This window comes from Stenotrophomonas sp. pho, assembly GCF_006228405.1.
In the GTDB taxonomy this organism is placed as follows: domain Bacteria; phylum Pseudomonadota; class Gammaproteobacteria; order Xanthomonadales; family Xanthomonadaceae; genus Stenotrophomonas; species Stenotrophomonas sepilia.
Genome location: NZ_CP029759.1, coordinates 2,093,289 through 2,114,935, shown reverse-complemented (window position 1 = coordinate 2,114,935; position 21,647 = coordinate 2,093,289). Strand labels below are relative to the sequence as shown.

Below are 21,647 nucleotides of genomic sequence, written 5' to 3'. Positions count from 1 at the left end.
ACGCTACAAGAGCCCCGGTCGAACATGGGGCGACGCCACAATTGCGGTGCGGAGCGCGCAGTGGCAGAGCGCCCTCAAGTTTGGCGCCCAACGCGCCGATACAGCAGCCATGTCCCATGACCTGCTCAACCGGATCGACCAGCGGACCCGCCTGGCCGGCCACAACCGCCTGGCGCTGCTGCTGTTCCGTCTCGGCGGACGTCAGCTTTTTGGCGTCAATGTCTTCAAGGTGCAGGAAGTCCTGCGGCGCCCGGAGCTGTTCCAGGTACCCGGCCTGCCCAGCCAGTTCGCCGGCGTGGCCGACGTGCGCGGCCGCTCGGTGCCGGTGCTGGACCTGGGCCTGGCCATCGGCCACCCCGAACGTGAGCCCGATGCCGATACCTCGCCGGGTTACCTGGTCGTCACCGAATTCAACCGCTCGATCCAGGGGTTCCTGGTCAGCGGCGTCGAACGCATCGTCAACATCGCGGTGGAAGACATCCACCCGCCGCCGGAGCTTGGCGCCGAGTCGAGCTACCTGACCGCGGTAACCCGCTTCCAGGGTGAGCTGATCCAGGTGATCGACGTTGAAAGCGTGCTGGCCGATATCGCCCAGGTCCGCGGTGACGCCGTACTCGATCCGGCGATGGCAATGCCCGCCGATGGCCCCCAGCTGCAGGTGCTGGTGGTGGACGACTCGCGCGTGGCCCGCCAGCAGATCCGCAGCGTGCTGGATCAGTTGGGCGTGGGTGCCACCCTGCTTTCCGATGGCAAGCAGGCTCTCGACCACCTCTTGCAGATCCAAGCCTCGGGCGAAAACCCCGCCGAACGCTATGCCATGGTCATCTCCGACATCGAGATGCCGGCCATGGACGGGTACACGCTGACGACGGAAATCCGGCGCCACCCGGGCCTGGCCGGCCTCTACGTGCTGCTGCACACCTCGCTGTCGGGTGTCTTCAACAACGCCATGGTCGAGCGTGTCGGCGCCAACGCCTTCGTCGCCAAGTACTCGCCGCACGAGCTGGCTGACTTCGTGCTGGACCGCCTGCGCAAGGTGGCGATGGCGGCCTGACGGCCACTGATCCGGTAGTGCCGGCCGCTGGCCGGCAACCGCAGATCCATCGGGGAGCCGGCCAGCGGCCGGCACTACCCTCTCGAATTTGGCACACCCCTTGCAGCTTCCCGGGCAACGTTCCCGTGGGAGTGCACCGTGCGCAACCTGATTACCGACTACCTGGGCGTCCACGCCCAGGCCATGCCGTTGCGCGAACAGCGGATGAAGCTGATCGCCAGCAACCTCGGCAATGCCGACACGCCCGGCTACAAGGCCCAGGACCTGGACTTCGATGCCGCCCTGCGCCATGCCCAGGGGCAGGATGCCAACGGCCTGATGGCCACCACCCATGAGCAGCACTACGAAATCAGTAGTGGCCTGAACCCGTTCCAGATCGCGCGCGAGGGCGTGCAGCCCAGCCTGGACGGCAACACCGTCGATCCCGATGCCGAGCGTGCCGCCTATGGCCGAGCCGCGCTCGAGTACCGCGCCTCGCTCAGCTTCGTCGAGAGCAAGGTGCGTTCCATGCTGACCGCGATCACGGGGCAATAAGCCATGAGCAACCTGCCGATCTTCGATATCGCCGGCTCCGCGCTGCAGGCCCAGTCGGTGCGCATGAGCACCATCGCCTCCAACCTCTCCAATGCCGACACCGTCGCCGGTTCTGCCGACGCCGTGTACAAGCCGCTGGAGCCGATCTTCCAGGCCGTCACCAGCAAGAACGATCCCAACATCACCTCGGTGAAGGTGAAGGAGATCACCCAGAGCGAGGCGGCGCCGATCAAGCGCTACGAGCCGGGCCACCCGCTGGCAGACGCCGATGGCTACATCTACCAGCCCGACGTCGATCCGGTGGCGCAGATGGTCAACCTGATCTCGACCTCGCGCAATTACCAGGCCGGCGTGGAGATGTTGACCACCGCCAAGGAACTGGCCCTGGCCACCTTGACCATGGGCCGCTGAGGCCCGCAGCACCGGATACCGCCATGACCACCGCCGTCAACAACCAGACCAGCCAGGACGTCTATTCCGCGCTGGGCCTGAACGCCCCCAACAGCAACGCCACGAAAAAGAAGAACACGCTCGACCAGGCCGACTTCCTGCGCCTGATGACCGAGCAGCTGCAGCACCAGGATCCGCTGAAGCCGATGGACAACACGCAGATGGTCGCGCAGATGGCGCAGATGTCCACCGTGCAGGGCATCACCGATCTGAACAAGACGGTGAAGGGCTTCCAGGAATCGATGGCCAGCGACCAGGTGCTGCGTGGCGCGGCGCTGGTCGGCCACCAGGTGCTGGTGCCATCGGAAAAGCTGGTGCTGGAGAAGGAAGGCAGCGTCGAGGGCACGGTGGCCGCGCCGTCGGCCGGCATCATCACCGTGGATATCACCGATGCCACCGGCGCCAAGGTCACCTCGCTGAGCGTGGAAGCCAAGGCAGCAGGCGAAACCGCCTTCCAGTGGGACGGCAAGGACGCCAATGGCAAGCGCATGGAGCCGGGCAAGTATTCCATCGTTGCCAACCATGTCGATACCGCCGGCAAGAGCACCAAGCTGTCCACCTATGTGCAGGCGCCGGTGGAAAGCGTGACCGTCGGATCCGACGGCCTGTACCTGAACCTCAAGGGCCTGGGCACGGCCCCGATCGACTACGTGCTCCGCGTCAGCTGAGCCGCACATCCCGCATCAACCAGGAGCATCCCATGGGCTTCAATGTCTCGCTGTCCGGCATCAATGCTGCCAACACCGACCTGAGCGTCACCGCCAACAACGTCGCCAACGTCAACACCACCGGCTTCAAGCAGTCGCGCGCCGAGTTCGCCGATCTGTTCGCCTCCACCAGCTATGGCCTGTCGAAGAACCAGACCGGCTCGGGCGTGCGCGTCTCCAACGTCGCCCAGCAGTTCATCCAGGGCCACAACGAGCAGACCGGGCGCAGCCTGGACATGGCCATTTCCGGTGAGGGCTTCTTCACCATGAACATGAACGGTTCGCGTGTGTACTCGCGTGCCGGCAACTTCCAGACCGATTCGGCCGGCTATGTGGTCAATCCGCAGGGCGCGCGCCTGCAGGTGTTCGCGCCGAATGCCGATGGCACCAACTTCGATGCCGGCCGCCTGGTCGACCTGCAGCTGTTGACCACCGACAGCCCGCCGAAGCAGACCAGCGAAGTGAAGGTGGGCTTCACCCTGCCGGCCAACGCCAAGCAGCCGACCGTGGCCACGTTCGACCCGACCGACTCCAACAGCTACAACCACTCCAGCGGCGGCATCACCGTGTACGACTCGCTGGGCGTGAGCCACATCCAGGTCTCGTACTTCGTGAAGGGCGCCAACCCCAACGAATGGACCGTGCACAACTATGTCGATGGCCAGCCCGCTGGCACCCCGACCGCGGTCACCTTCGACAACAGCGGCAAGCTGACCGCCCCGGCCAACGGCAAGGTTGGCCTCGGCACCTTCACCCCGACCACGGGCGCTGGCCAGCTGAACATGACGCTGGACATCAGCGGTTCGACCCAGTACGGCGAGAAGTTCGCCCTGCGCAACACCCAGCAGGACGGCTATGCCGCCGGCAAGCTCAACGAGATCACTGTGTCCGAGTCGGGCGTGGTCTATGCGCGCTACTCCAACGGCGACGACAAGCCGCTGGGCCAGGTCGCACTGACCACCTTCAACAACACCCAGGGACTGGAATCGAAGGGCAACAACCTGTGGGTGGAGACCTTCGAGTCAGGCACGCCGCGCACCGGAATGCCGGACACCTCCAATCTCGGCAAGATCCAGGCCGGCTCGCTGGAAGCGTCCACCGTCGATCTCACCGAGCAGCTGGTCAACATGATCACCGCGCAGCGCAACTTCCAGGCCAACGCGCAGATGATCACCACGCAGGACCAGATCACCCAGACCGTCATCAACATCCGTTGATGAGCTGCTGACCCTGTCACGGAACTCCCCGCATGGATAAAGCCCTTTACGTGGCGATGACCGGTGCCCGCGCCTCCCTGCAGGCGCAGGGAACGCTCAGCCACAACCTCGCCAACTCAGACACTCCTGGCTTCAAGGAAGCGCTGGCCAACACCGAAGCCTTCCCGATCAAGGGTCCGGGCTTTGCCTCGCGGGTGGATGCGCTGCACGTCGACGCCGGCTTCAACCGCCGGCCCGGCGCGCAGCACATCACCGGCAAACCGCTGGACCTTGCACTGCAGAGCGGCACCTGGCTGGCGGTGCAGGCGAGCGATGGCAGCGAAGCGTATACGCGTGGCGCAGCCCTGTCGGTGACGCCGAACGGCCAGCTGGTGACCTCTGGCGGCCGCACGGTGCTGGATGACAACAACAACCCGGTCGCCATTCCGCCCTACCAGGCGATGGAGATCGGCGCCGACGGCACGATCTCGATCATCCCGCAGGGCGAAGGCCCGCAGACGATGGCGCAGATCGGCCGGATCAAGGTGGTGCAGGCGCCGGACGAGCGCCTCGAGCGCGGCCTGGATGGCCTGTTCCGCAACACCGACCCGCGCCAGCCGTTCGCACCGGCACAGGGCACCGCCGTGCACAGCGGGCAACTGGAGGGCAGCAACGTCGATGCCGCCGGTGCGCTGGTGCAGATGATCCAGCTGCAGCGCCAGTACGAAATGCAGGTTCAGGTGATCAAGCACGGCGACGACAACGCGCGCAGCGCCAACAGCCTGCTCCGCCTGGGCAGCTGACGGATTTCCGGCGCCGCCCGGGCGCGGCGCTGGCACACCGCTTGCACACCCGCTACCAAGGGCCGCATTGCGCGGCCGGCTTCACCCAGACAGGACTCCGAAGATGAACCAGGCATTGTGGATCGCGAAAACCGGACTGGATGCGCAGCAGATGCGCATGTCGGTGGTTTCCAACAACCTCGCCAACACCAACACCACCGGCTTCAAGCAGGACCGCGCCAGCTTCGAGGACCTGCTGTACCAGCAGGTGCGCCAGCCGGGCGGCTCTTCGTCGGCGCAGACGCAGCTGCCGACCGGCCTGCAGCTGGGTACCGGCGTGCGCGTGGTCGCCACCGCCAAGAACTTCGAGCAGGGTGGCCAGCAGCAGACCGGCCGCGCACTGGACGTGATGGTCAACGGACGCGGCTTCTTCGAAGTGCAGATGCCCGACGGCAGCTCGGCCTACACCCGTGATGGCTCGTTCAAGATCAACCAGGACAGCGAGCTGGTCACCAACAGCGGCTACCCGGTGCAGCCGGGCATCCAGATTCCCGAGGGCGCGCAGTCGGTCACCATCGGCAGCGACGGCACCATCAGCGTGAAGATGGCCGACAACGCCGCCTCGGTGGAAGTCGGTGCGCTGACCCTGACCGACTTCGTCAATCCGGCCGGCCTGCAGGCGCGTGGCGAGAACCTGTTCCTGGAGACCACGGCCTCGGGCCCGGCACAGAACGGCAATCCCGGCCTGAACGGCCTCGGCACCGTGGTGCAGGGTGCGCTGGAAGGCAGCAACGTCAATGTGGTGGAAGAGCTGGTGTCGATGATCGAAACCCAGCGCGCCTACGAAATGAATGCCAAGGCGATCTCCACCACCGACTCGATGCTCGGCTATCTCAACAACAAGATCTGACCGGCCCAACCGGGAAACCGCCATGTCGCCCATTTCCAACCTCGCCCGTACTGCCCTCGCCTGCACCGTGGTCGCCCTGCTCGGTGGCTGCGTGATCGCGGGCGACGTGCGCCCCTATCCGGCGATGGCACCGATCCAGCCGATCATGCCGCCGCAGGCCGCGCCCACGGCCGGTGCGATCTACGCCGCTGGCCCGACCCTGCAGCTGTATTCGGACCGCCGCGCACGCGATGTCGGCGACCTGCTGACGATCACCCTGCTGGAAAACACCACCGCGCAGACCAGCGCCAACACAGCCACCAACAAGGAATCCAACCTGAGCCTGGGCACGCCGTCCATCCTTGGTGCGCCGGTCACCCTGGGCGGCAAGGACATCCTCAGTGCGACGGCCAAGGGCGCGCGTGACTTCACCGGCAAGGGCAACAGCGCGCAGAGCAACCGCCTGCAGGGCAGCGTCACGGTCACGGTGATCCAGCGCCTGCCCAACGGCAACCTGGTGGTGCAGGGGCAGAAAAACCTGCGGCTGAACCAGGGTGATGAACTGGTGCAGGTGCAGGGCATCGTGCGCCCGGGCGACATCAGCCAGGACAACACCATCCCTTCCAGCCGCGTGGCCGAGGCCCGCATCGTCTACGGCGGCCGCGGCCCGGTCGCGCAGTCCAACGCGATGGGCTGGCTGAGCCGCTTCTTCAATTCCGGCCTGACGCCGTTCTGAGTATGGCCATGAAAGCTCTCTTCTCTTCTACGTGGCAGCGACGCATGGCGTCGCTCTACGGATCATTCTTCCTTCTGCTGGCAATGGCTGCGCCTGCCAGCGCCGAGCGCATCAAGGACCTGGCCCAGGTCGGCGGCGTGCGCGGCAATGCGCTGGTGGGCTATGGCCTGGTGGTCGGCCTGGATGGCAGCGGCGACCGTACCAGCCAGGCACCCTTTACAGTGCAGAGCCTGAAAAACCTGCTTGGCGAGCTGGGCGTGAACGTGCCGCCGAACGTCAATCCGCAGCTGAAGAACGTGGCCGCCGTGGCGATCCACGCCGAACTGCCGCCGTTCGCCAAGCCGGGCCAGCCGATCGACATCACGGTGTCTTCGATCGGCAACGCGGTGTCGCTGCGCGGCGGCTCGCTGCTGATGGCCCCGCTGCGCGGCGCCGATGGCCAGATCTATGCCATCGCCCAGGGCAATCTGATCGTGGGTGGCTTTGGCGCGCAGGGCAAGGACGGCTCCCGTGTCTCGGTGAACGTGCCCAGCGTCGGCCGTATTCCCAACGGCGCCACCGTGGAGCGTGCCCTGCCCGATCCGCTGGCCAACGGCGGCGACATCACCCTGAACCTGCACAACAACGATTTCACCACGGTCTCGCGCATGGTCGCCGCGCTGAACAACGCATTCGGCGAAGGCGCGGCGCGCGCGATCGATGGCGTGACCGTCGCCGTCACCGCACCGACCGATCCGGGCGCACGCATCGGCCTGCTGGCGCGCATCGAGAACCTGGAACTGACCCCGGGCAGCGCCCCGGCCAAGGTGGTGGTCAATTCACGCACCGGCACCGTGGTCATCGGCCAGCAGGTGCGCGTGGGGCCGGCCGCGATATCGCATGGTTCGCTGACCGTGACCATCCAGGAAAACACCAACGTCAGCCAGCCCAATGCGCTGTCGGGCGGCCGTACCGTTGCCAGCCCGCAGTCCACCATCACCGCCACCAACGACGGCAGCCGCATGTTCAAGTTCAGCGGCGGCACCACCCTGGACGAAATCGTGCATGCGGTGAACGCCGTAGGCGCGGCACCGGGCGACCTGATCGCGATCCTGGAAGCCCTGAAGCAGGCCGGCGCACTGAGTGCCGAGCTTGAGGTGATCTGACATGCGCATCAATCCCGCATTCGACCTGCACCCGGCGCAGCAGAACGATCCGGCGAAGATCGACAAGGTCGCTCGCCAGCTGGAAGGCCAGTTCGCACAGATGCTGGTCAAGAGCATGCGCGATGCCAGCTTCGGCGACTCGCTGTTTCCCGGCGAGAACAAGATGTTCCGCGACATGTACGACCAGAAGATTGCCGAGGCGATGACCCGCGGAAAGGGCCTGGGCCTGTCCGGCATGATCACCCGCCAGCTGTCCGGCCAGGCCGCCGAAGGTCCGGCACTGGATACCCGCGTGGATCCGGCCAAGGCCAGCCGCGCTTACCAGCTCAACGCGCCGGCCAGGCCGGCACCGTCGCTGCCCCTGGAAGATGGCAGCCAGGCCGTGCGCATGCTGCAGCAGATGGCCGCAGGCGCGCAGCACGGTGCGCAGGCCGCGCTGGCACCGATGGAGCAGGCACTGGACCTGATCGCCGGCCGTGAGAGCAGCGGCCTGCACCGCTCGCTGGGCACCGAGGATCCGTACATCGGCAGCCTGCAGGGCGAGGACTGGGCCGCCAACAGCGACCAGTGGACGGCGACGGCCAGCAATCGCGGCACGGCCGTGAGCCCGGCCGATGCCCTGGCCACGCGCACCGCGGTCGCCCAGCTCGGCGAGCATACCCCGGAGGGCTTCGTCGCCAGTATCTGGCAGCACGCACAGAGCGCGGCCAGGGAACTGGGCGTGGATGCCCGCGCCCTGGTCGCGCAGGCCGCGCTGGAGACCGGCTGGGGCAAGCGCCACATCAAGCATGCCGATGGCAGCACCTCGCACAACCTGTTCGGCATCAAGGCCACTGGCTGGAACGGCCAGCGCGCCACGGCCGGCACCCATGAATATGTCGATGGCGTGCGCCGCAACGAAACCGCCAGCTTCCGCGCCTACGGTTCAGCGGCCGAGAGCTTTGCCGACTACGTGCGCCTGCTGAAGACCAGCCCGCGCTACCAGCAGGCCCTGCAGGCCGGCACCGACGTGCAGGGCTTCGCCCGTGGCCTCCAGCGCGCCGGTTACGCCACCGATCCGCGCTACGCCGCCAAGATCGCTGCGATCGCCGGCGGCCCGACCATCGAGCGCGCCGTAGCCGCCGTGGCCGACGCCGGCTCGCGCCTTGGCCAGACCTTCGCCAGCACCGCGACCGCGGCGCTGGGTATCACCCGTCGTTGAGGAACACCATGTCCAGCGTACTTTCCACCGGTACCGGTGCCCTGCTCGCCTTCCAGCGAGCGTTGGCGACCACCAGCCACAACGTGGCCAACCTCAATACACCCGGCTACAGCCGGCAGAAGGTCAACTTCGCCACCGCCGATCCACAGAACTATGGCTACGGCACGGTCGGCAACGGCACCCGCATCACCGACATCCGTCGCACGGCCGACCAGCTGGCGATCTCGCGCCTGCTCGACAGCAGCGGTGAGCTGGCGCGCCTGAAGCAGCTTTCGGGCATGGCCGACCGGGTCAACGCCCTGTTCTCCGATGCTGCCACCAACGTGGCCGGCGTCTGGTCGAACTTCTTCGACTCGGTCAGTGGCCTGTCGTCCAACGCGGCCGGCACCGCCGACCGCCAGAACATGCTCGACGGTGGCAAGGCGCTGGCCAACCGATTCGTGCAGCTCAACACGCACCTGAACAATCTCAACAGCGAGGTCAACAACGGCCTGCTGGCCGGTGCGACCGAGGTCAACCGCCTTGCGCAGGAGATCGCGCAGATCAACGGTGCCATCGGCACCAACATTGCCTCGGCTGCACCGGACCTGCTCGACCGCCGCGATCAGCTGATCACCCAGCTGATCGGCTACACCGGTGGCACCGCGGTGATCCAGGACGGCGGCATCATGAATGTCTACACTGCCGGCGGCAACGCGCTGGTGGTGGGTACCACGGCCACCAAGGTCACCACCGTGGCCGATCCTTACCAGCCCGAGCGCCTGCAGTTGGCACTGGAGACCCAGGGCAACACCATCCGTCTCGACCCGAAGGCGGTCGGTGGCCAGATCGGTGGCCTGCTGGAATTCCGCGACACCGTGCTGACGCCTGCGCAGGCCGAACTGGGCAAGCTGGCGGTGGGCCTGGCCGAAAGCTTCAACCAGGTCCACCACCAGGGTGTGGATCTGTATGGCCAGATGGGCGGGGACTTCTTCAACATCGGCAGCCCGCGCGTGACCGGCAACAACAGCAATACCGGAACCGCCAGCCTCAGCGCCACCTATGGCGACCTGGGCAAACTGGACGCGCAGAACGTGGTGCTGCAGTTCGATGGCACCACCTGGAAGGCCAGCCGCGCCGACACCGGCGCCAGCATTCCCCTGACCGGTACCGGCACCGCCGCCGATCCGCTGGTGATCAACGGCGTGAACCTGGTCGTCGGCGGCACCCCGGCGGCCAATGACCGCTTCCTGCTGCAGCCCACCGCCGGCGTGGCCGGCAGCCTGGAGATGGCCATCACCGATCCGTCGCGCATTGCCGCGGCCGCCGCAGTCAAGGGCGCAGCCGCCACCGCCAACACCGGTACCGGCAAACTGAGCGGCGTCACCGTCACCGATTCGGCCAACGCGAACCTGCGCAATCCGTCGGCGATCGTGTTCACCTCGGCGACCACCTACACCATCGACGGTGGCCCGCCCCAGACCTATACGCCTGGCCAGACCATCAGTGCCAACGGCTGGAGCTTCGTACTGGACGGTGCGCCGAAGGTGGGCGATACCTTCAACATCACCCCGACCCCGGCTGGTTCGTCGGACAACAGCAACGCCTCCAGGTTGGTCAAGGTGGAAAGCACGAAGGCCTTCAACGCCGGAACGGTGACACTGAACGGTGCACTGGGTGGCCTGACCACCCAGGTCGGCGCCGCCGCCCGCTCGGCCGAGTACTCGCTCGATGCGCAGCTGGTGATCAATGACAAGGCACAGGAAGCCCGCGACGAGGTCTCCGGCGTGAATCTGGACGAAGAGGCCGCCGACATGCTGCGCCTGCAGCAGGCCTACCAGGCCGCCTCGCAGCTGATCTCCACCGCCGACAGCATGTTCCAGACCATCCTGGGAGCCGTCCGCCGATGAGCAGCCGAATCTCCACCAGCATGATGTTCAACCAGTCGGTGTCGCTGATGATGGCCAAGCAGGCCAAGCTCAGCCACCTGGAGCAGCAGATTGCTACTGGCAGCAAGATCGTCAGCGCCAAGGACGATCCGGTTGCCGCCGGCACTGCAGTCGGCCTTGACCGCAGCCTGGCCGCACTGGACCGCATGAAGCTCAACGCCGGCAATGTGCAGAACCGCCTGGGCGTGCAGGAAAACACCCTGGCGCAGGTCAACGACCTGATGGCGCGCGTCAATGATCTGACCATCCAGGCCAGCAATCCGGCGCTGAGCGCGGCGGACAAGAAGACGCTGATCACCGAAGTCAACCAGATCCGCGATGGCCTGCTTTCGCTGGCCAACGCCGACGATGGTACCGGCCGCTATGTGTTCGGTGGCACCAACGACGGTGACCCGCCGTTTGCCAAGATCAACGGCAAGGTCGTCTATCGCGGCGACCAGACCCAGCGCCAGATTGAAGTCGGCCCCGATACCTATGTGCGCGACGCCCTGCCCGGCAGCGAGATCTTCATGCGTATTCCCACCGGCGACGGCTTCGTTGACGGCAGCGCCGCGGCCGGCAACACCGGCAACGGCGTGCTGACCAACATCACCCGCGACGGCAGCGACAGCTGGAACGGCCAGGGCTTCAGCGTGCGCTTCACCACCGGCACCCAGTACGAGGTGGTGGATGGTGCGGGCAACGTGACCGGCACCGGCACCTACAAGGCTGGCGACGACCTGGAAGTGAACGGTGTACGCCTGCGCATCACGGGTGCACCCGCAGCGGGCGACAGCTTCAGCGTACAGGCCGCCAGCAGCCGCGACATCTTCGCCACCATGGACAACCTGGTCGCCGCGCTGGGTGCCGACACCGGTACCACCGCGCAGATGACTGCGCAGCAGAATCAGCTGCAGAGCGCACTGCGCGACGTGGCGCGCGCCTCGGAGCGGATGATCGATTCGCGCGCTGCGGGAGGCGCGCAGCTGAAGGCACTGGACAACGCGGCGGACATGCGCGAGGCCAATGGCGTGACCCTGAAAACCACGCTGTCGCAGATGCGCGACCTGGATTACGCCGATGCGCTGAGCCAGTACCAGCTGCAGAGCACCGCACTGCAGGCGGCGCAGACGATCTTCTCGCAGATGCAGTCGATGTCGCTGTTCAACAAGCTGCGCTGACGCCACGCCCGAGTCACTCCCGAAAGGCCGCGATGCCCTGCATCGCGGCCTTTTTGGTTTGCGCGCCTGCCCGCCGCCACGCGGCCCTCTGGCCATCTCCGGCCGATTTTCCGTGATTGCCCATCAAGCCGGGTCGCACCTCGCCGATACCTTCATCAGCGCTGGTCAGGCCCTGCCCGACCGCCCCTCCCGGGGTCGCTTCCATCCTGGCAACAGGGCTGAAAACCCCGGGAAAACAGCTTCAGGCAACGAATTCCGGCTTCAGCGGAATTCACGGCTAAAGGTTGTTGACAAAGCGCCGTTATTCATTTGGCAACGGCGAAGCACACAGCCACACAAAAAAACAGGCGGCGCTTCGTTTCATTCACCAACGGGTTCCATATAAGAGGAGACGACCCCATGGCACAGGTAATCAACACCAATACGATGTCGCTCAACGCTCAGCGCAACCTGAGCACCAGCGGCAGCTCGCTCGCTACCACCATCCAGCGCCTCTCGTCCGGCCTGCGCATCAACAGCGCGAAGGACGACGCGGCCGGCCTGGCCATCAGCGAGCGCTTCACCACCCAGATCCGCGGTCTGGACGTGGCCATCCGCAACGCCAACGACGGCATCTCGCTGGCCCAGGTCGCCGAGGGTTCGCTGAACGAAGTCGGCAACAACCTGCAGCGCATCCGCGAACTGGGTGTGCAGGCCTCCAACGCCACCAACTCGGCCAGCGACCGCAAGGCCCTACAGGCGGAAGTGACCCAGCTGGTCTCGGAAATCGATCGTGTGGCCAAGCAGGCCGACTTCAACGGTACCAAGCTGCTGGACGGCAGCTTCACCAGCCAGCTGTTCCAGGTGGGCGCCAACGCCGGCCAGGCCATTGCCATCAACAGCGTGGTCAACGCCAAGGCCGATTCGCTGGGGGCTGCCACCTTCGCCAACGGCTACACCGGCACCGCGCTGGCGGTGGACAAGGCCACGGCCGACACCACCTACTCCGGTCTGCAGGTCTCGGTCACCCCGCCGGGCGGCACCGCCACCACGGTCACCATCAGCGACTTCACCGTGAAGGCCGGCGAGTCGATCACCTCGGCCACCGCTGCGGCGATCAACAACAAGCTGGGTGAAACCGGCGTGGTGGCCTCGGTCAATGCCGGCGTCATCAGCCTGGCTTCGGTCAAGGATGGCCAGACCTTCGCCCTGGGCGTCAGCGCGGCAACCCCGCCGGCCGGCGTCACCGCCGCGACCATCGCCGGCCTGGGCCTGACCGAGACCAGCACCAACGGCGGCACCCTGACCGGTGCAGCAGCCAGCTTCGTCAAGGACCTGAACGTCACCACCGCCGAAGGCGCACAGAAGGCGATGTCGATCGTCGACAAGGCCCTGGAATCGGTCAACAGCGTCCGCGCCGACCTCGGCGCGATCCAGAACCGCTTCACCTCGGTGGTCGCCAACCTGCAGACCTCCTCGGAGAACCTGTCCGCATCGCGCAGCCGCATCCGCGATACCGACTTCGCCAAGGAAACCGCCGAACTGACCCGCACCCAGATCCTGCAGCAGGCCGGTACGGCCATGCTGGCCCAGGCCAACCAGGTACCGCAGAACGTGCTCAGCCTGTTGCAGCGCTGACATGAGCCGCCCCCGGGGCACGTCGGGGGCGTCTGACCCAACTCACGTGCAACCGCTCAAGGACCTCTCCTCATGGCACAAGTCATCAACACCAATACGATGTCGTTGAATGCTCAGCGTAACCTGAGCACCAGCGGCAGCTCGCTGGCTACCACCATCCAGCGCCTGTCCTCCGGTTCGCGCATCAACAGCGCCAAGGACGACGCCGCCGGCCTGGCGATCTCCGAGCGCTTCGGCACGCAGATCCGCGGTACCGACGTCGCCATCCGCAATGCCAACGACGGCATCTCGCTGGCCCAGGTCGCCGAAGGCTCGCTGACCGAGATCGGCAACAACCTGCAGCGCGTCCGCGAGCTGTCGGTGCAGGCCGCCAACGCCACCAACTCGGCCAGCGACCGCAAGGCCCTGCAGGCCGAAGTGACCCAGCTCGTCTCGGAAATCGACCGCGTCGCCAAGCAGTCCGACTTCAACGGCACCAAGCTGCTGGACGGTTCGTTCTCCAGCCAGCTGTTCCAGGTCGGTGCCAACGCCGGCCAGGCCATCGCCATCGACAAGACCATCGATGCCAAGGCCAACGCCCTGGGCGGCGCCAAGTTCGACACCAACTCGCTGGCCCTGGCCGACCCGGGCACCAACGCCGACCTCAAGGTCACTGGCCTGCAGATCAATGGCGTGACCATCGCCGACGTCGATGTCAAGCAGGGTGCCGACGCCGCTGCCACCGGCAAGGCCTCCCGCGAGGCGCTGGTGACTGCCATCAACGCCAAGATCGGTGAGACCGGTGTCTACGCCGAAGTGAACGGCACCGCTGGCGTCACCCTGACCTCGGTCAAGGACAGCGTCAACGCCGATGGTTCGTTCAAGGCCATCACCGCATCGGTGGGCACCTGGACCGGCGCTACCGCACCGACCTTCACCGCCACGCTGGCGACCGCCGCACCGGCGTCCAAGTTCGCCAGTGACCTGGACGTCAGCACGGTCAAGGGCGCACAGCAGGCGATGGAAGTGGTCGACAAGGCCCTGAGTGCGATCAACAGCACTCGTGCCGACCTGGGCGCCGTGCAGAACCGCTTCACCTCGGTGGTGGCCAACCTGCAGACCTCGTCGGAAAACCTGTCGGCTTCGCGTAGCCGCATCAAGGACACCGACTTCGCCAAGGAAACCGCAGAGCTGACCCGCACCCAGATCCTGCAGCAGGCCGGTACGGCCATGCTGGCCCAGGCCAACCAGGTGCCGCAGGGCGTGCTCAGCCTGCTGCGCTGATCCGCTCCCTGATCGACCTCCGGGCGCCGCATGACGCCGCGCCCGGATCCTGAAACACGTTCCACCTTCGCCAAAGGAAAAGCACCATGGCACAAGTCATCAACACCAACACCATGTCCCTGAATGCTCAGCGCAACCTGAGCACCAGCGGCAGCTCGCTGGCCACCACCATCCAGCGCCTGTCCTCCGGTTCGCGCATCAACAGCGCCAAGGACGACGCCGCCGGCCTGGCGATCTCCGAGCGCTTCGGCACGCAGATCCGCGGTACCGACGTCGCCATCCGCAACGCCAACGACGGCATCTCGCTGGCCCAGGTCGCCGAAGGTTCGCTGACCGAAATCGGCAACAACCTGCAGCGCGTCCGCGAGCTGTCGGTGCAGGCCGCCAACGCCACCAACTCGGCCAGCGACCGCAAGGCGCTGCAGGCCGAAGTGACCCAGCTGGTCTCGGAAATCGACCGCGTTGCCAAGCAGTCGGACTTCAACGGCACCAAGCTGCTGGACGGCTCGTTCTCCAGCCAGCTGTTCCAGGTCGGTGCCAACGCCGGCCAGGCCATCGCCATCGACAAGACCATCGACGCCAAGGCCAACGCCCTGGGCGGTGCCCAGTTCGCCACGGCCACTGCTGCCGTCACCGGTGCCGACAACGTTGATACCGCTGTTGCCGCGTTCACCATCACCGACAGCAAGGGCACCGTCGTCAACTTCGACGCGATGACCGTGAAGAGCGTCGGCGATGCGGCCGCCAACACCGCGGCAGCCGGCAAGGCCGTCGCAACCGCGATCAATGCCAAGATCGGCGAAACCGGCGTCTATGCCGAAGCCGACGCGGCCGGCGCGCTCACCCTGACCTCGGTCAAGGACAGCGTCAACAATGCCGGTGCTTTCACGGCCTTCAGCAGCACCATCGCTGGGTTCACCGCAGGTGCCGCGCCGACCGCCAAGTTCGCCGACAAGATCGACGTGTCCACCGTGAAGGGTGCACAGCAGGCGATGGAAGTGGTCGACAAGGCCCTGGGTGCGATCAACAGCACCCGCGCCGACCTCGGTGCGATCCAGAACCGCTTCACCTCGGTGGTGGCCAACCTGCAGACCTCGTCGGAAAACCTGTCGGCTTCGCGCAGCCGCATCAAGGACACCGACTTTGCCAAGGAAACCGCAGAGCTGACCCGCACCCAGATCCTGCAGCAGGCCGGTACGGCCATGCTGGCCCAGGCCAACCAGGTGCCGCAGGGCGTGCTCAGCCTGCTGCGCTGATCCACGGCAAGAAGGCGCCGCTACCGTCGGGTCGAACCGACGGTAGCGGCAACCGGGAAGCCACGATGCACGAAGGCGCGGGCCATGCCCGGCCCGGGATCAGTCCCGAACCGGCTTGGCATCGCCCGCTCCTGCGGACCTCTCTTTCAGCGCTGTACCTTTGACTGTACGTACCGGGCGGCTTCGTCTCCCCCGATTGTCAGTAGCCTGATCCCTCCCCTGCATTGGGGGAGGGCTTTTTGCAGACTCCCGGCAGCCCGCGGTGAACCCACCCGCACCCTGCCCCAGCTCTCCTGCAACCCGCGTGCCAGAACCTGCGCCAGGCGAGTGGCACGGCACGTGCATCAACGAAGTCCTCAAGACCCAGCGGCGCAGGCCGCTATTTTCGTTGACGACGGGCCAGCGCACGACGGCCGGGCCCGGATACCAGGAGAAACGACGTGGCAGACTTTGGATACGGTGGCATTGGCTCGGGACTGGATATTTCCAGCATCGTCAACCAGCTGGTCGCAGCTGACCGCAAGCCCGCCGACAATGCGCTGAACCTGCAGCAGTCCAAGGCCAAGATGCAATTGTCGTCGATCGGCACCATCACCTCGGCCTTCGACAAGCTGAAGACGGCGCTGACCGCACTGAAGGCCACCACCGCGTTCGACACGCGCACGGTGACCGCCAGCAAAGGCGGCGACAAGGGCACCGACGAGATCCTGACGGCGTCGGTCGCGCTGTATGACGTTGGCACCACCAAGGCTGCGGCCTCCAACGGCACGCACGTGGTCAATGTCACCTCGCTGGCCACTGCGCACAAACTGATCGCCGATACTTCGGTACCCAAGACCGACACGTTTGCTGCCGGAACCTTGACGCTGACCGTTGGCGTGGGCGACAAGGCCAAGACCATGAACGTGGAGGTGGAGGACGGCGACACGCTGACCACCATCCGCAACAAGATCGATGCGGCCGGCCGCAAGGAAGGCGTGCAGGCCACCCTGATCAGCTCCGGCGACAACCAGTACCTGTCGATCGCACAGGAGAAGACCGGTGCCGCCAACGCGATCAAGCTCGAGTACGCAGGCAGCGACGCCAAGCTGGGGGGGCTGGTCAACAGCCTGAAGCAGAACACCGCCGCCGCCGACGCCGAGCTGACCATCGATGGCGTGAAGGTCGTCAGCGCCAGCAACACCGTGGCCGATGCGGTTCCGGGCCTGACCCTGAACCTGAAGATGCCGGGCACCAGCACGGTGACCATCAGCACCGACACTGCGGCGGCCACCAAGGTGATGCAGGAGTTCGTAACGGCCTACAACGCCGCACTGGCGGCGATCAACACCGAAACCAAGTACGACGCCAAGACCAAGGAAGCCTCCACGCTGACCGGCGATGCGCAGATGCGCGGCGCCACCAGCCAGCTGCGCTCGGTGATGTCGAGCGTGCTCAAGGACCTGGCCGGTGACAAGCTCGATGCCAAGGCGATCGGTCTGGATACCCGCGGCTACCCCAATGCCGACGGCACGCTGATCCTGGACACCACCAAGTTCGCCGCCGCACTGGCCAGCCAGCCGGAGAAGATGCGCCAGGCGATCACCGGTGATTCCGGCGGTGCCGGCAAGCTGTACACGCTGGTCGACGGCTATGTCAGCACCACGGTCGGCAAGGAAGGCGCGTTCGTCGCGCGCACCAAGGGCCTGAACACCACGCTGGACAACATCGACAAGCGCCGCAAGGACCTCGACACGCGGATGAAGAGCGTGGAAGAGCGCTACAAGAAGCAGTTCATCGCGCTGGACAGCCTGATGGGCAAGTTGCAGCAGAGCAACACGGCGCTGCAGCAGCAGCTGGCACAGTTGAACCGCTGACGATGCGTGCGTGGCACTCAAGTTTGCCGCGCAATGCACCGATAACGGACGCAACAGCAATCATCGCCGCGCCGCCGGCACCGATCCCCACGATCACCCGACGGCACCCCGCGCAAGGAGAATCACGAATGTACGGTTCCAGCCGTCAATATGCCGAGCAGTACCGCCAGGTGGGAGTGACCAGTGCGGTCGCCGATGCCGATCCGCACAAGCTGGTGGCGATGCTGCTGGCCGGCGCGCTGGAGCGCGTGCGTCGCGCCCTGGCCAGCCTCGAGCGCGGCGACCAGGCCGGCAAGGGCAAGGCGATCGGCGAAGTCTGCGCGATCGTCGGCCACCTCAACGGCTCGCTGGACCATGAGGCCGGCGGCGAGATCGCCGGCAACCTGTCGGCCCTGTACGATTACGTGCTGCAGCGCCTCACCGAAGCCAACCTGCACAACGACCGCGCCGCGCTGGATGAATCGCTGCAGCTGCTGGGCGAGATAGACAGCGCCTGGAACGCGATCCCGCACGAACAGCGCCGCCCGGCCGCGGTGGCGCCATGAGCCTGCCCGAGCTGCACGCGCAGCTGGATGCCTTCGAGAAAGCACTGGGCGATGATGCCCTGGACCAGGCCGACAGCCTGCTCGACGGGCATGACAGCACCCTGCATGCCCTGCTCAGCCAGCCGCTGACCGCTGCGGACCACGCGCCGCTGAGCGCCCTGTTCGAGCGCCAGCAGAGCCTTCTGGGCCTGCTGCGCCAGCGCCGCGATGCAGCGGCCGCACTGATGAATGACGGCCAGCGCTCGCTTCGCGCCGCCCATGCCTACCTGCAGGCAGGATCGCTGGCATGACCCAGCTGCCGACCACGTCGCTGCACCATCCTGCCGAAAGCGAGCTGTTCGACGAAACGCTCAGCTGCGAGCTGGCCCTGCCGGCCGAGTTCCAGGCGGGCAGCGCGGCCGGACGCACCAGCGGTGCCGAAGGCCTGCTGCGCAGCCTGGCACTGGTCGAAGACAGCCGTGTTGACGAGCACGACGAACGCAACGAGGCCACCCTGCAGCTGCAACGCCTTGAAGCCAAGCTGGACCTGGCGATGGTGCTGCTCGGCCGCTTGGTGCGCCAGCAGGGCCTGGAACTGCCCCTGCGGCCGGTGCGCTGGTCGCGCCGTGGCATCCGCCTGCAGCTGGGCCCGCGCAGCGGTGCCAGCCCCGGCCAGGCCGGCGTGGTGCGCCTGCAGCCCAGCGACTGGCTGCCCGACCACATCGACCTGCCGGTGGAAGTGATCGCCGAGGCAGCCGACGGCGGCGGCGGCCACTTCCTATGGCTGCGCTTCCAGCGCCTGGGCGACGGCCTGGAAATGGCCATGGAGCGGCACCTGTTCCGACTGCACCGCCGCCAGGTGGCCGAGGCACGCCGGGCGCGCTGAAAGCTGCCACCATCACGCTTGGCGGGCAAGCCTTGGCGCGCCCGTTCAGCTAAGTTAAGGTGGACTCCCCTACATGGATCTGTTGCGTGCCTGTGCGAGTTCTCATCGTCGACGATCACACCCTCGTCCGCGCCGGCCTGGCGCGGCTGCTGCAGGGGTTTGCCGACGTGCAGCTCGTCGCCGAGGCCAGCAACGCCGAACAGGCATTGCAGCTGGCCCTGCAGCACGCGCCGGATGTGGTGCTGATGGATCTCTCGTTGCCGGGCCGCACCGGCCTGGAAGCGCTCAGCGACATCCGCCTGCGCGCCCCCGGCACCCGGGTGGTGATGATGACCATGCACGACGATGCCGCGCATGTGCGCGATGCCCTGGATCGCGGCGCGGTCGGGTTCGTGGTGAAGGATGCAGCACCGCAGGAGCTGGAACTGGCGCTACGCGCCGCGCATGCCGGCCAGGTGTTCCTGAGTCCCCAGATCTCGGCCAAGATGCTGGCCCCATGCTGGGCCGCGAGAAGCCTACCGGCATTGCCGCGCTGTCGCCGCGCCAGCGCGAGATCCTGCGCCGCATCGGCAAGGGCGAAAGCAACAAGGAAATCGCCGCCGACCTCGGCATCAGCGTGAAGACGGTGGAAACCCACCGCGCACGCATGATGGAGTCATTGGGCTGCCGCCGCGCCAATGACCTGTTGCTGCTGGCCGCGCGCCACCAGCACGAGCTGGAGTGATTGCCTGCGAATGGGGTCAGATCCCTTTCCGCAGGAAAGGGATCTGACCCCTGCCCGGCACTGCACCGGCGACGAATTCCCGTCACCCCGACCTTCCCTGACAGGAATCCGTACACCGGCCGCTGCAAAACCCGCTGCGTCGGCACGACGAATCAATGACTTGGCGGCCCGTTTCGTCAATATCCCGAGCCAATGTAGGGATAACCCCTACATCCTGTCGGGACAACCACGAATCCCCTCAGGAACCCCCGATTCCGCCCACGCCGGATCAAAAGCAAGATGCGTTCCACAAGGCGCCGGGGAGCGGCGCCGGGGAACCACGATGAAGGCTGCACTCTCGACCCAGCTGGGCCAACAACTTCACCTCACCCCGCAGCTGCTGCAGTCGATACGGCTGTTGCAGCTTGATGGCCTGCACCTGGAACAGGAAATCCAGCGCCTGCTGGACTCCAACCCGCTGCTGGAGATCGAAGAGGCCGAAGCGCCTGCCGCTGATGCCACCGAGGTCAGCGCCACCACGCTGGAAACCGCCGCGTTCGACGAGCTGCCGGAGTCTTCGATGTGGGACGTGACCGGCGCCAGCTGGCAGGACGGCGACGACGACCGCATGGCGCGCATTGCCGCCGGTGAGTCGACCGACCCTCAGCTGCGCGTGCTGCAGCGCCTGGCGCTGGACATGGACGACAGCGAACTGGCGGTGGCCGCGTTCTGGCTCGACCACTGCGACGAGGCAGGCTACCTGCAGGCGCCACTGGCGCAGCTGCAGCTCCTGGCCAGCGCCCAGTTCGACATCGCCGCCGAAGGCGTCGAGGCCATCCGCCAGCAGCTGCTGCACGGTGAACCGGCTGGCATGGCTGCGCAGGACCTGCGCGAAGGCCTGCAGGCACAACTGCGCAGCCTGCACGGCGTGGTCCCGCGCGTCACCTGGCCGCCCGCATCCTCGCTGGCGCGCTCGAGGCACTGGCCGCGCACGACTACCCGCCCTCGCCCGCCAGCACGACGCCGAGATCGACGACGTGCGCGAGGCGGTGCGCCTGATCCTCTCGCTGCAGCCGCGCCCCGGCGACAGCCTGCTGCCCGAACGCAACGCTGTGGTAGTGCCGGACGTCGTCGCCTGGCACGCCGATGGGCAATGGAAGGTGGCACTGAACCCGGCCACCAGCCGCCGCGTCTCGATCAACAGCCAGTACGAACAGGCGCTGGCCGAAACCAGCGAAGCCGCGCCGGCACTGCGCGAGATGCTGCAGGAGGCGCGCTGGTTCAGCCGCGGCCTGTCGATGCGCTACGACACCCTGCTGCGCACCGCGCGCGTGATCGTCGAGCGCCAGGCCGCCTTCCTGGTGAGTGGCGAAGAGGCGATGGCGCCGCTGACCCTGAAGGAAGTGGCCGAGGAAATCGGCATGCACGAGTCCACCGTCTCGCGCATCACCACCGGCAAGTTCCTGCAGACCCCGCGCGGCACCTTCGAACTGAAGCACTTCTTCGCCGTGCGCCTGGAAGGCGCCAGCGTCTCCGGCCAGGCGGTGAAAGCCATGGTCCGCCGCCTGATCGACGCCGAACCCGCCGGCCGTCCGCTGGCCGACGAGGCCATTGCCGGCCTGCTGTCACGCCAGGGGGTGAACATTGCCCGCCGAACCGTCGCAAAATACCGAGAACAACTGGATATCGCCCCGGCCCGCGAACGGCGCCGGCTCAGCGCCAGGCAACCGCAGCTGGCCCGGGTGGGCTGAAAAGGATGT

The 21,647-nt window shown here is 66.5% G+C and carries 20 protein-coding genes and 2 pseudogenes; 21 read left to right on the top strand and 1 reads right to left on the bottom strand.

Going from position 1 to position 21,647, the window contains the following annotated elements; translation table 11 throughout:
* Positions 1 to 109 precede the first annotated feature (109 nt).
* The 12 genes from DL544_RS09910 (at position 110) to flgL (ending at position 11,782) form a co-directional block, all read left to right on the top strand.
* The gene (locus DL544_RS09910; RefSeq protein WP_005416462.1) at positions 110 to 1,054 is read left to right on the top strand and encodes a chemotaxis protein; all 945 of its coding nucleotides are present in this window, start codon (positions 110 to 112) and stop codon (positions 1,052 to 1,054) included.
* A 138-nt stretch (positions 1,055 to 1,192) separates the two neighbouring features.
* Positions 1,193 to 1,588: a flagellar basal body rod protein FlgB gene (gene flgB / locus DL544_RS09905; protein WP_005409576.1), complete on the top strand. Its 396-nt coding sequence runs from the start codon at positions 1,193 to 1,195 to the stop codon at positions 1,586 to 1,588.
* Positions 1,589 to 1,591: 3 nt separating this feature from the next.
* A complete protein-coding gene (gene flgC, locus DL544_RS09900; RefSeq protein WP_005416461.1) occupies positions 1,592 to 1,999 on the top strand; it encodes a flagellar basal body rod protein FlgC in 408 nt (135 codons plus the stop codon).
* A gap of 23 nt (positions 2,000 to 2,022) precedes the next feature.
* Positions 2,023 to 2,706: a flagellar hook assembly protein FlgD gene (locus DL544_RS09895; RefSeq protein WP_005416460.1), complete on the top strand. Its 684-nt coding sequence runs from the start codon at positions 2,023 to 2,025 to the stop codon at positions 2,704 to 2,706.
* Positions 2,707 to 2,738: 32 nt separating this feature from the next.
* A complete protein-coding gene (gene flgE, locus DL544_RS09890; RefSeq protein WP_005416459.1) occupies positions 2,739 to 3,962 on the top strand; it encodes a flagellar hook protein FlgE in 1,224 nt (407 codons plus the stop codon).
* Between the two features lie 32 nt (positions 3,963 to 3,994).
* Positions 3,995 to 4,744: a flagellar basal body rod protein FlgF gene (locus DL544_RS09885; protein WP_139727063.1), complete on the top strand. Its 750-nt coding sequence runs from the start codon at positions 3,995 to 3,997 to the stop codon at positions 4,742 to 4,744.
* Positions 4,745 to 4,847: 103 nt separating this feature from the next.
* Positions 4,848 to 5,633 (top strand): flagellar basal-body rod protein FlgG, encoded by a 786-nt coding sequence (gene flgG / locus DL544_RS09880; protein WP_005416457.1) that lies wholly within the window; start codon positions 4,848 to 4,850, stop codon positions 5,631 to 5,633.
* Between the two features lie 22 nt (positions 5,634 to 5,655).
* The gene (gene flgH / locus DL544_RS09875; protein WP_005416456.1) at positions 5,656 to 6,348 is read left to right on the top strand and encodes a flagellar basal body L-ring protein FlgH; all 693 of its coding nucleotides are present in this window, start codon (positions 5,656 to 5,658) and stop codon (positions 6,346 to 6,348) included.
* A gap of 2 nt (positions 6,349 to 6,350) precedes the next feature.
* Positions 6,351 to 7,493 (top strand): flagellar basal body P-ring protein FlgI, encoded by a 1,143-nt coding sequence (locus DL544_RS09870; protein ID WP_032954158.1) that lies wholly within the window; start codon positions 6,351 to 6,353, stop codon positions 7,491 to 7,493.
* A gap of 1 nt (position 7,494) precedes the next feature.
* Entirely contained in the window at positions 7,495 to 8,694 is a 1,200-nt protein-coding gene (flgJ, locus tag DL544_RS09865) for a flagellar assembly peptidoglycan hydrolase FlgJ (RefSeq protein WP_005416454.1), read from the top strand.
* A gap of 8 nt (positions 8,695 to 8,702) precedes the next feature.
* The gene (gene flgK / locus DL544_RS09860) at positions 8,703 to 10,583 is read left to right on the top strand and encodes a flagellar hook-associated protein FlgK (protein ID WP_139727062.1); all 1,881 of its coding nucleotides are present in this window, start codon (positions 8,703 to 8,705) and stop codon (positions 10,581 to 10,583) included.
* On the top strand, positions 10,580 to 11,782 hold the full coding sequence (gene flgL, locus DL544_RS09855; protein ID WP_139727061.1) for a flagellar hook-associated protein FlgL: 1,203 nt from the start codon (positions 10,580 to 10,582) through the stop codon (positions 11,780 to 11,782). Before flgK ends, flgL begins: the two co-directional genes overlap by 4 nt.
* A gap of 13 nt (positions 11,783 to 11,795) precedes the next feature.
* Here flgL and DL544_RS21265 read toward each other — a convergent pair whose 3' ends face one another.
* Entirely contained in the window at positions 11,796 to 11,987 is a 192-nt protein-coding gene (locus tag DL544_RS21265) for a hypothetical protein (RefSeq protein ID WP_176556915.1), read from the bottom strand.
* Positions 11,988 to 12,181: 194 nt separating this feature from the next.
* Here DL544_RS21265 and DL544_RS09850 point away from each other — a divergent pair, with 194 nt between their 5' ends.
* The 9 genes and pseudogenes from DL544_RS09850 (at position 12,182) to rpoN (ending at position 21,638) form a co-directional block, all read left to right on the top strand.
* Positions 12,182 to 13,399 (top strand): flagellin, encoded by a 1,218-nt coding sequence (locus DL544_RS09850; RefSeq protein WP_005416451.1) that lies wholly within the window; start codon positions 12,182 to 12,184, stop codon positions 13,397 to 13,399.
* 72 nt (positions 13,400 to 13,471) lie between these two features.
* Complete coding sequence (locus tag DL544_RS09845; RefSeq protein ID WP_061478705.1) at positions 13,472 to 14,662, top strand: flagellin; 1,191 nt, start codon at positions 13,472 to 13,474, stop codon at positions 14,660 to 14,662.
* A gap of 86 nt (positions 14,663 to 14,748) precedes the next feature.
* On the top strand, positions 14,749 to 15,918 hold the full coding sequence (locus DL544_RS09840) for a flagellin (RefSeq protein WP_061478706.1): 1,170 nt from the start codon (positions 14,749 to 14,751) through the stop codon (positions 15,916 to 15,918).
* Positions 15,919 to 16,358: 440 nt separating this feature from the next.
* Positions 16,359 to 17,774 (top strand): flagellar filament capping protein FliD, encoded by a 1,416-nt coding sequence (fliD, locus tag DL544_RS09835; RefSeq protein WP_061478707.1) that lies wholly within the window; start codon positions 16,359 to 16,361, stop codon positions 17,772 to 17,774.
* 128 nt (positions 17,775 to 17,902) lie between these two features.
* Positions 17,903 to 18,319, top strand: a complete 417-nt coding sequence (gene fliS, locus DL544_RS09830) for a flagellar export chaperone FliS (RefSeq protein WP_005416447.1) — start codon at positions 17,903 to 17,905, stop codon at positions 18,317 to 18,319.
* Positions 18,316 to 18,609, top strand: coding sequence for a hypothetical protein (locus DL544_RS09825; RefSeq protein WP_139727060.1), 294 nt, complete (start codon positions 18,316 to 18,318; stop codon positions 18,607 to 18,609). Before fliS ends, DL544_RS09825 begins: the two co-directional genes overlap by 4 nt.
* Entirely contained in the window at positions 18,606 to 19,184 is a 579-nt protein-coding gene (locus tag DL544_RS09820) for a PilZ domain-containing protein (RefSeq protein ID WP_061478708.1), read from the top strand. Before DL544_RS09825 ends, DL544_RS09820 begins: the two co-directional genes overlap by 4 nt.
* A gap of 92 nt (positions 19,185 to 19,276) precedes the next feature.
* A pseudogene (locus DL544_RS09815) lies at positions 19,277 to 19,908 on the top strand (response regulator).
* A 322-nt stretch (positions 19,909 to 20,230) separates the two neighbouring features.
* Positions 20,231 to 21,638: pseudogene (gene rpoN, locus DL544_RS09810) on the top strand (RNA polymerase factor sigma-54).
* Positions 21,639 to 21,647 lie beyond the last annotated feature (9 nt).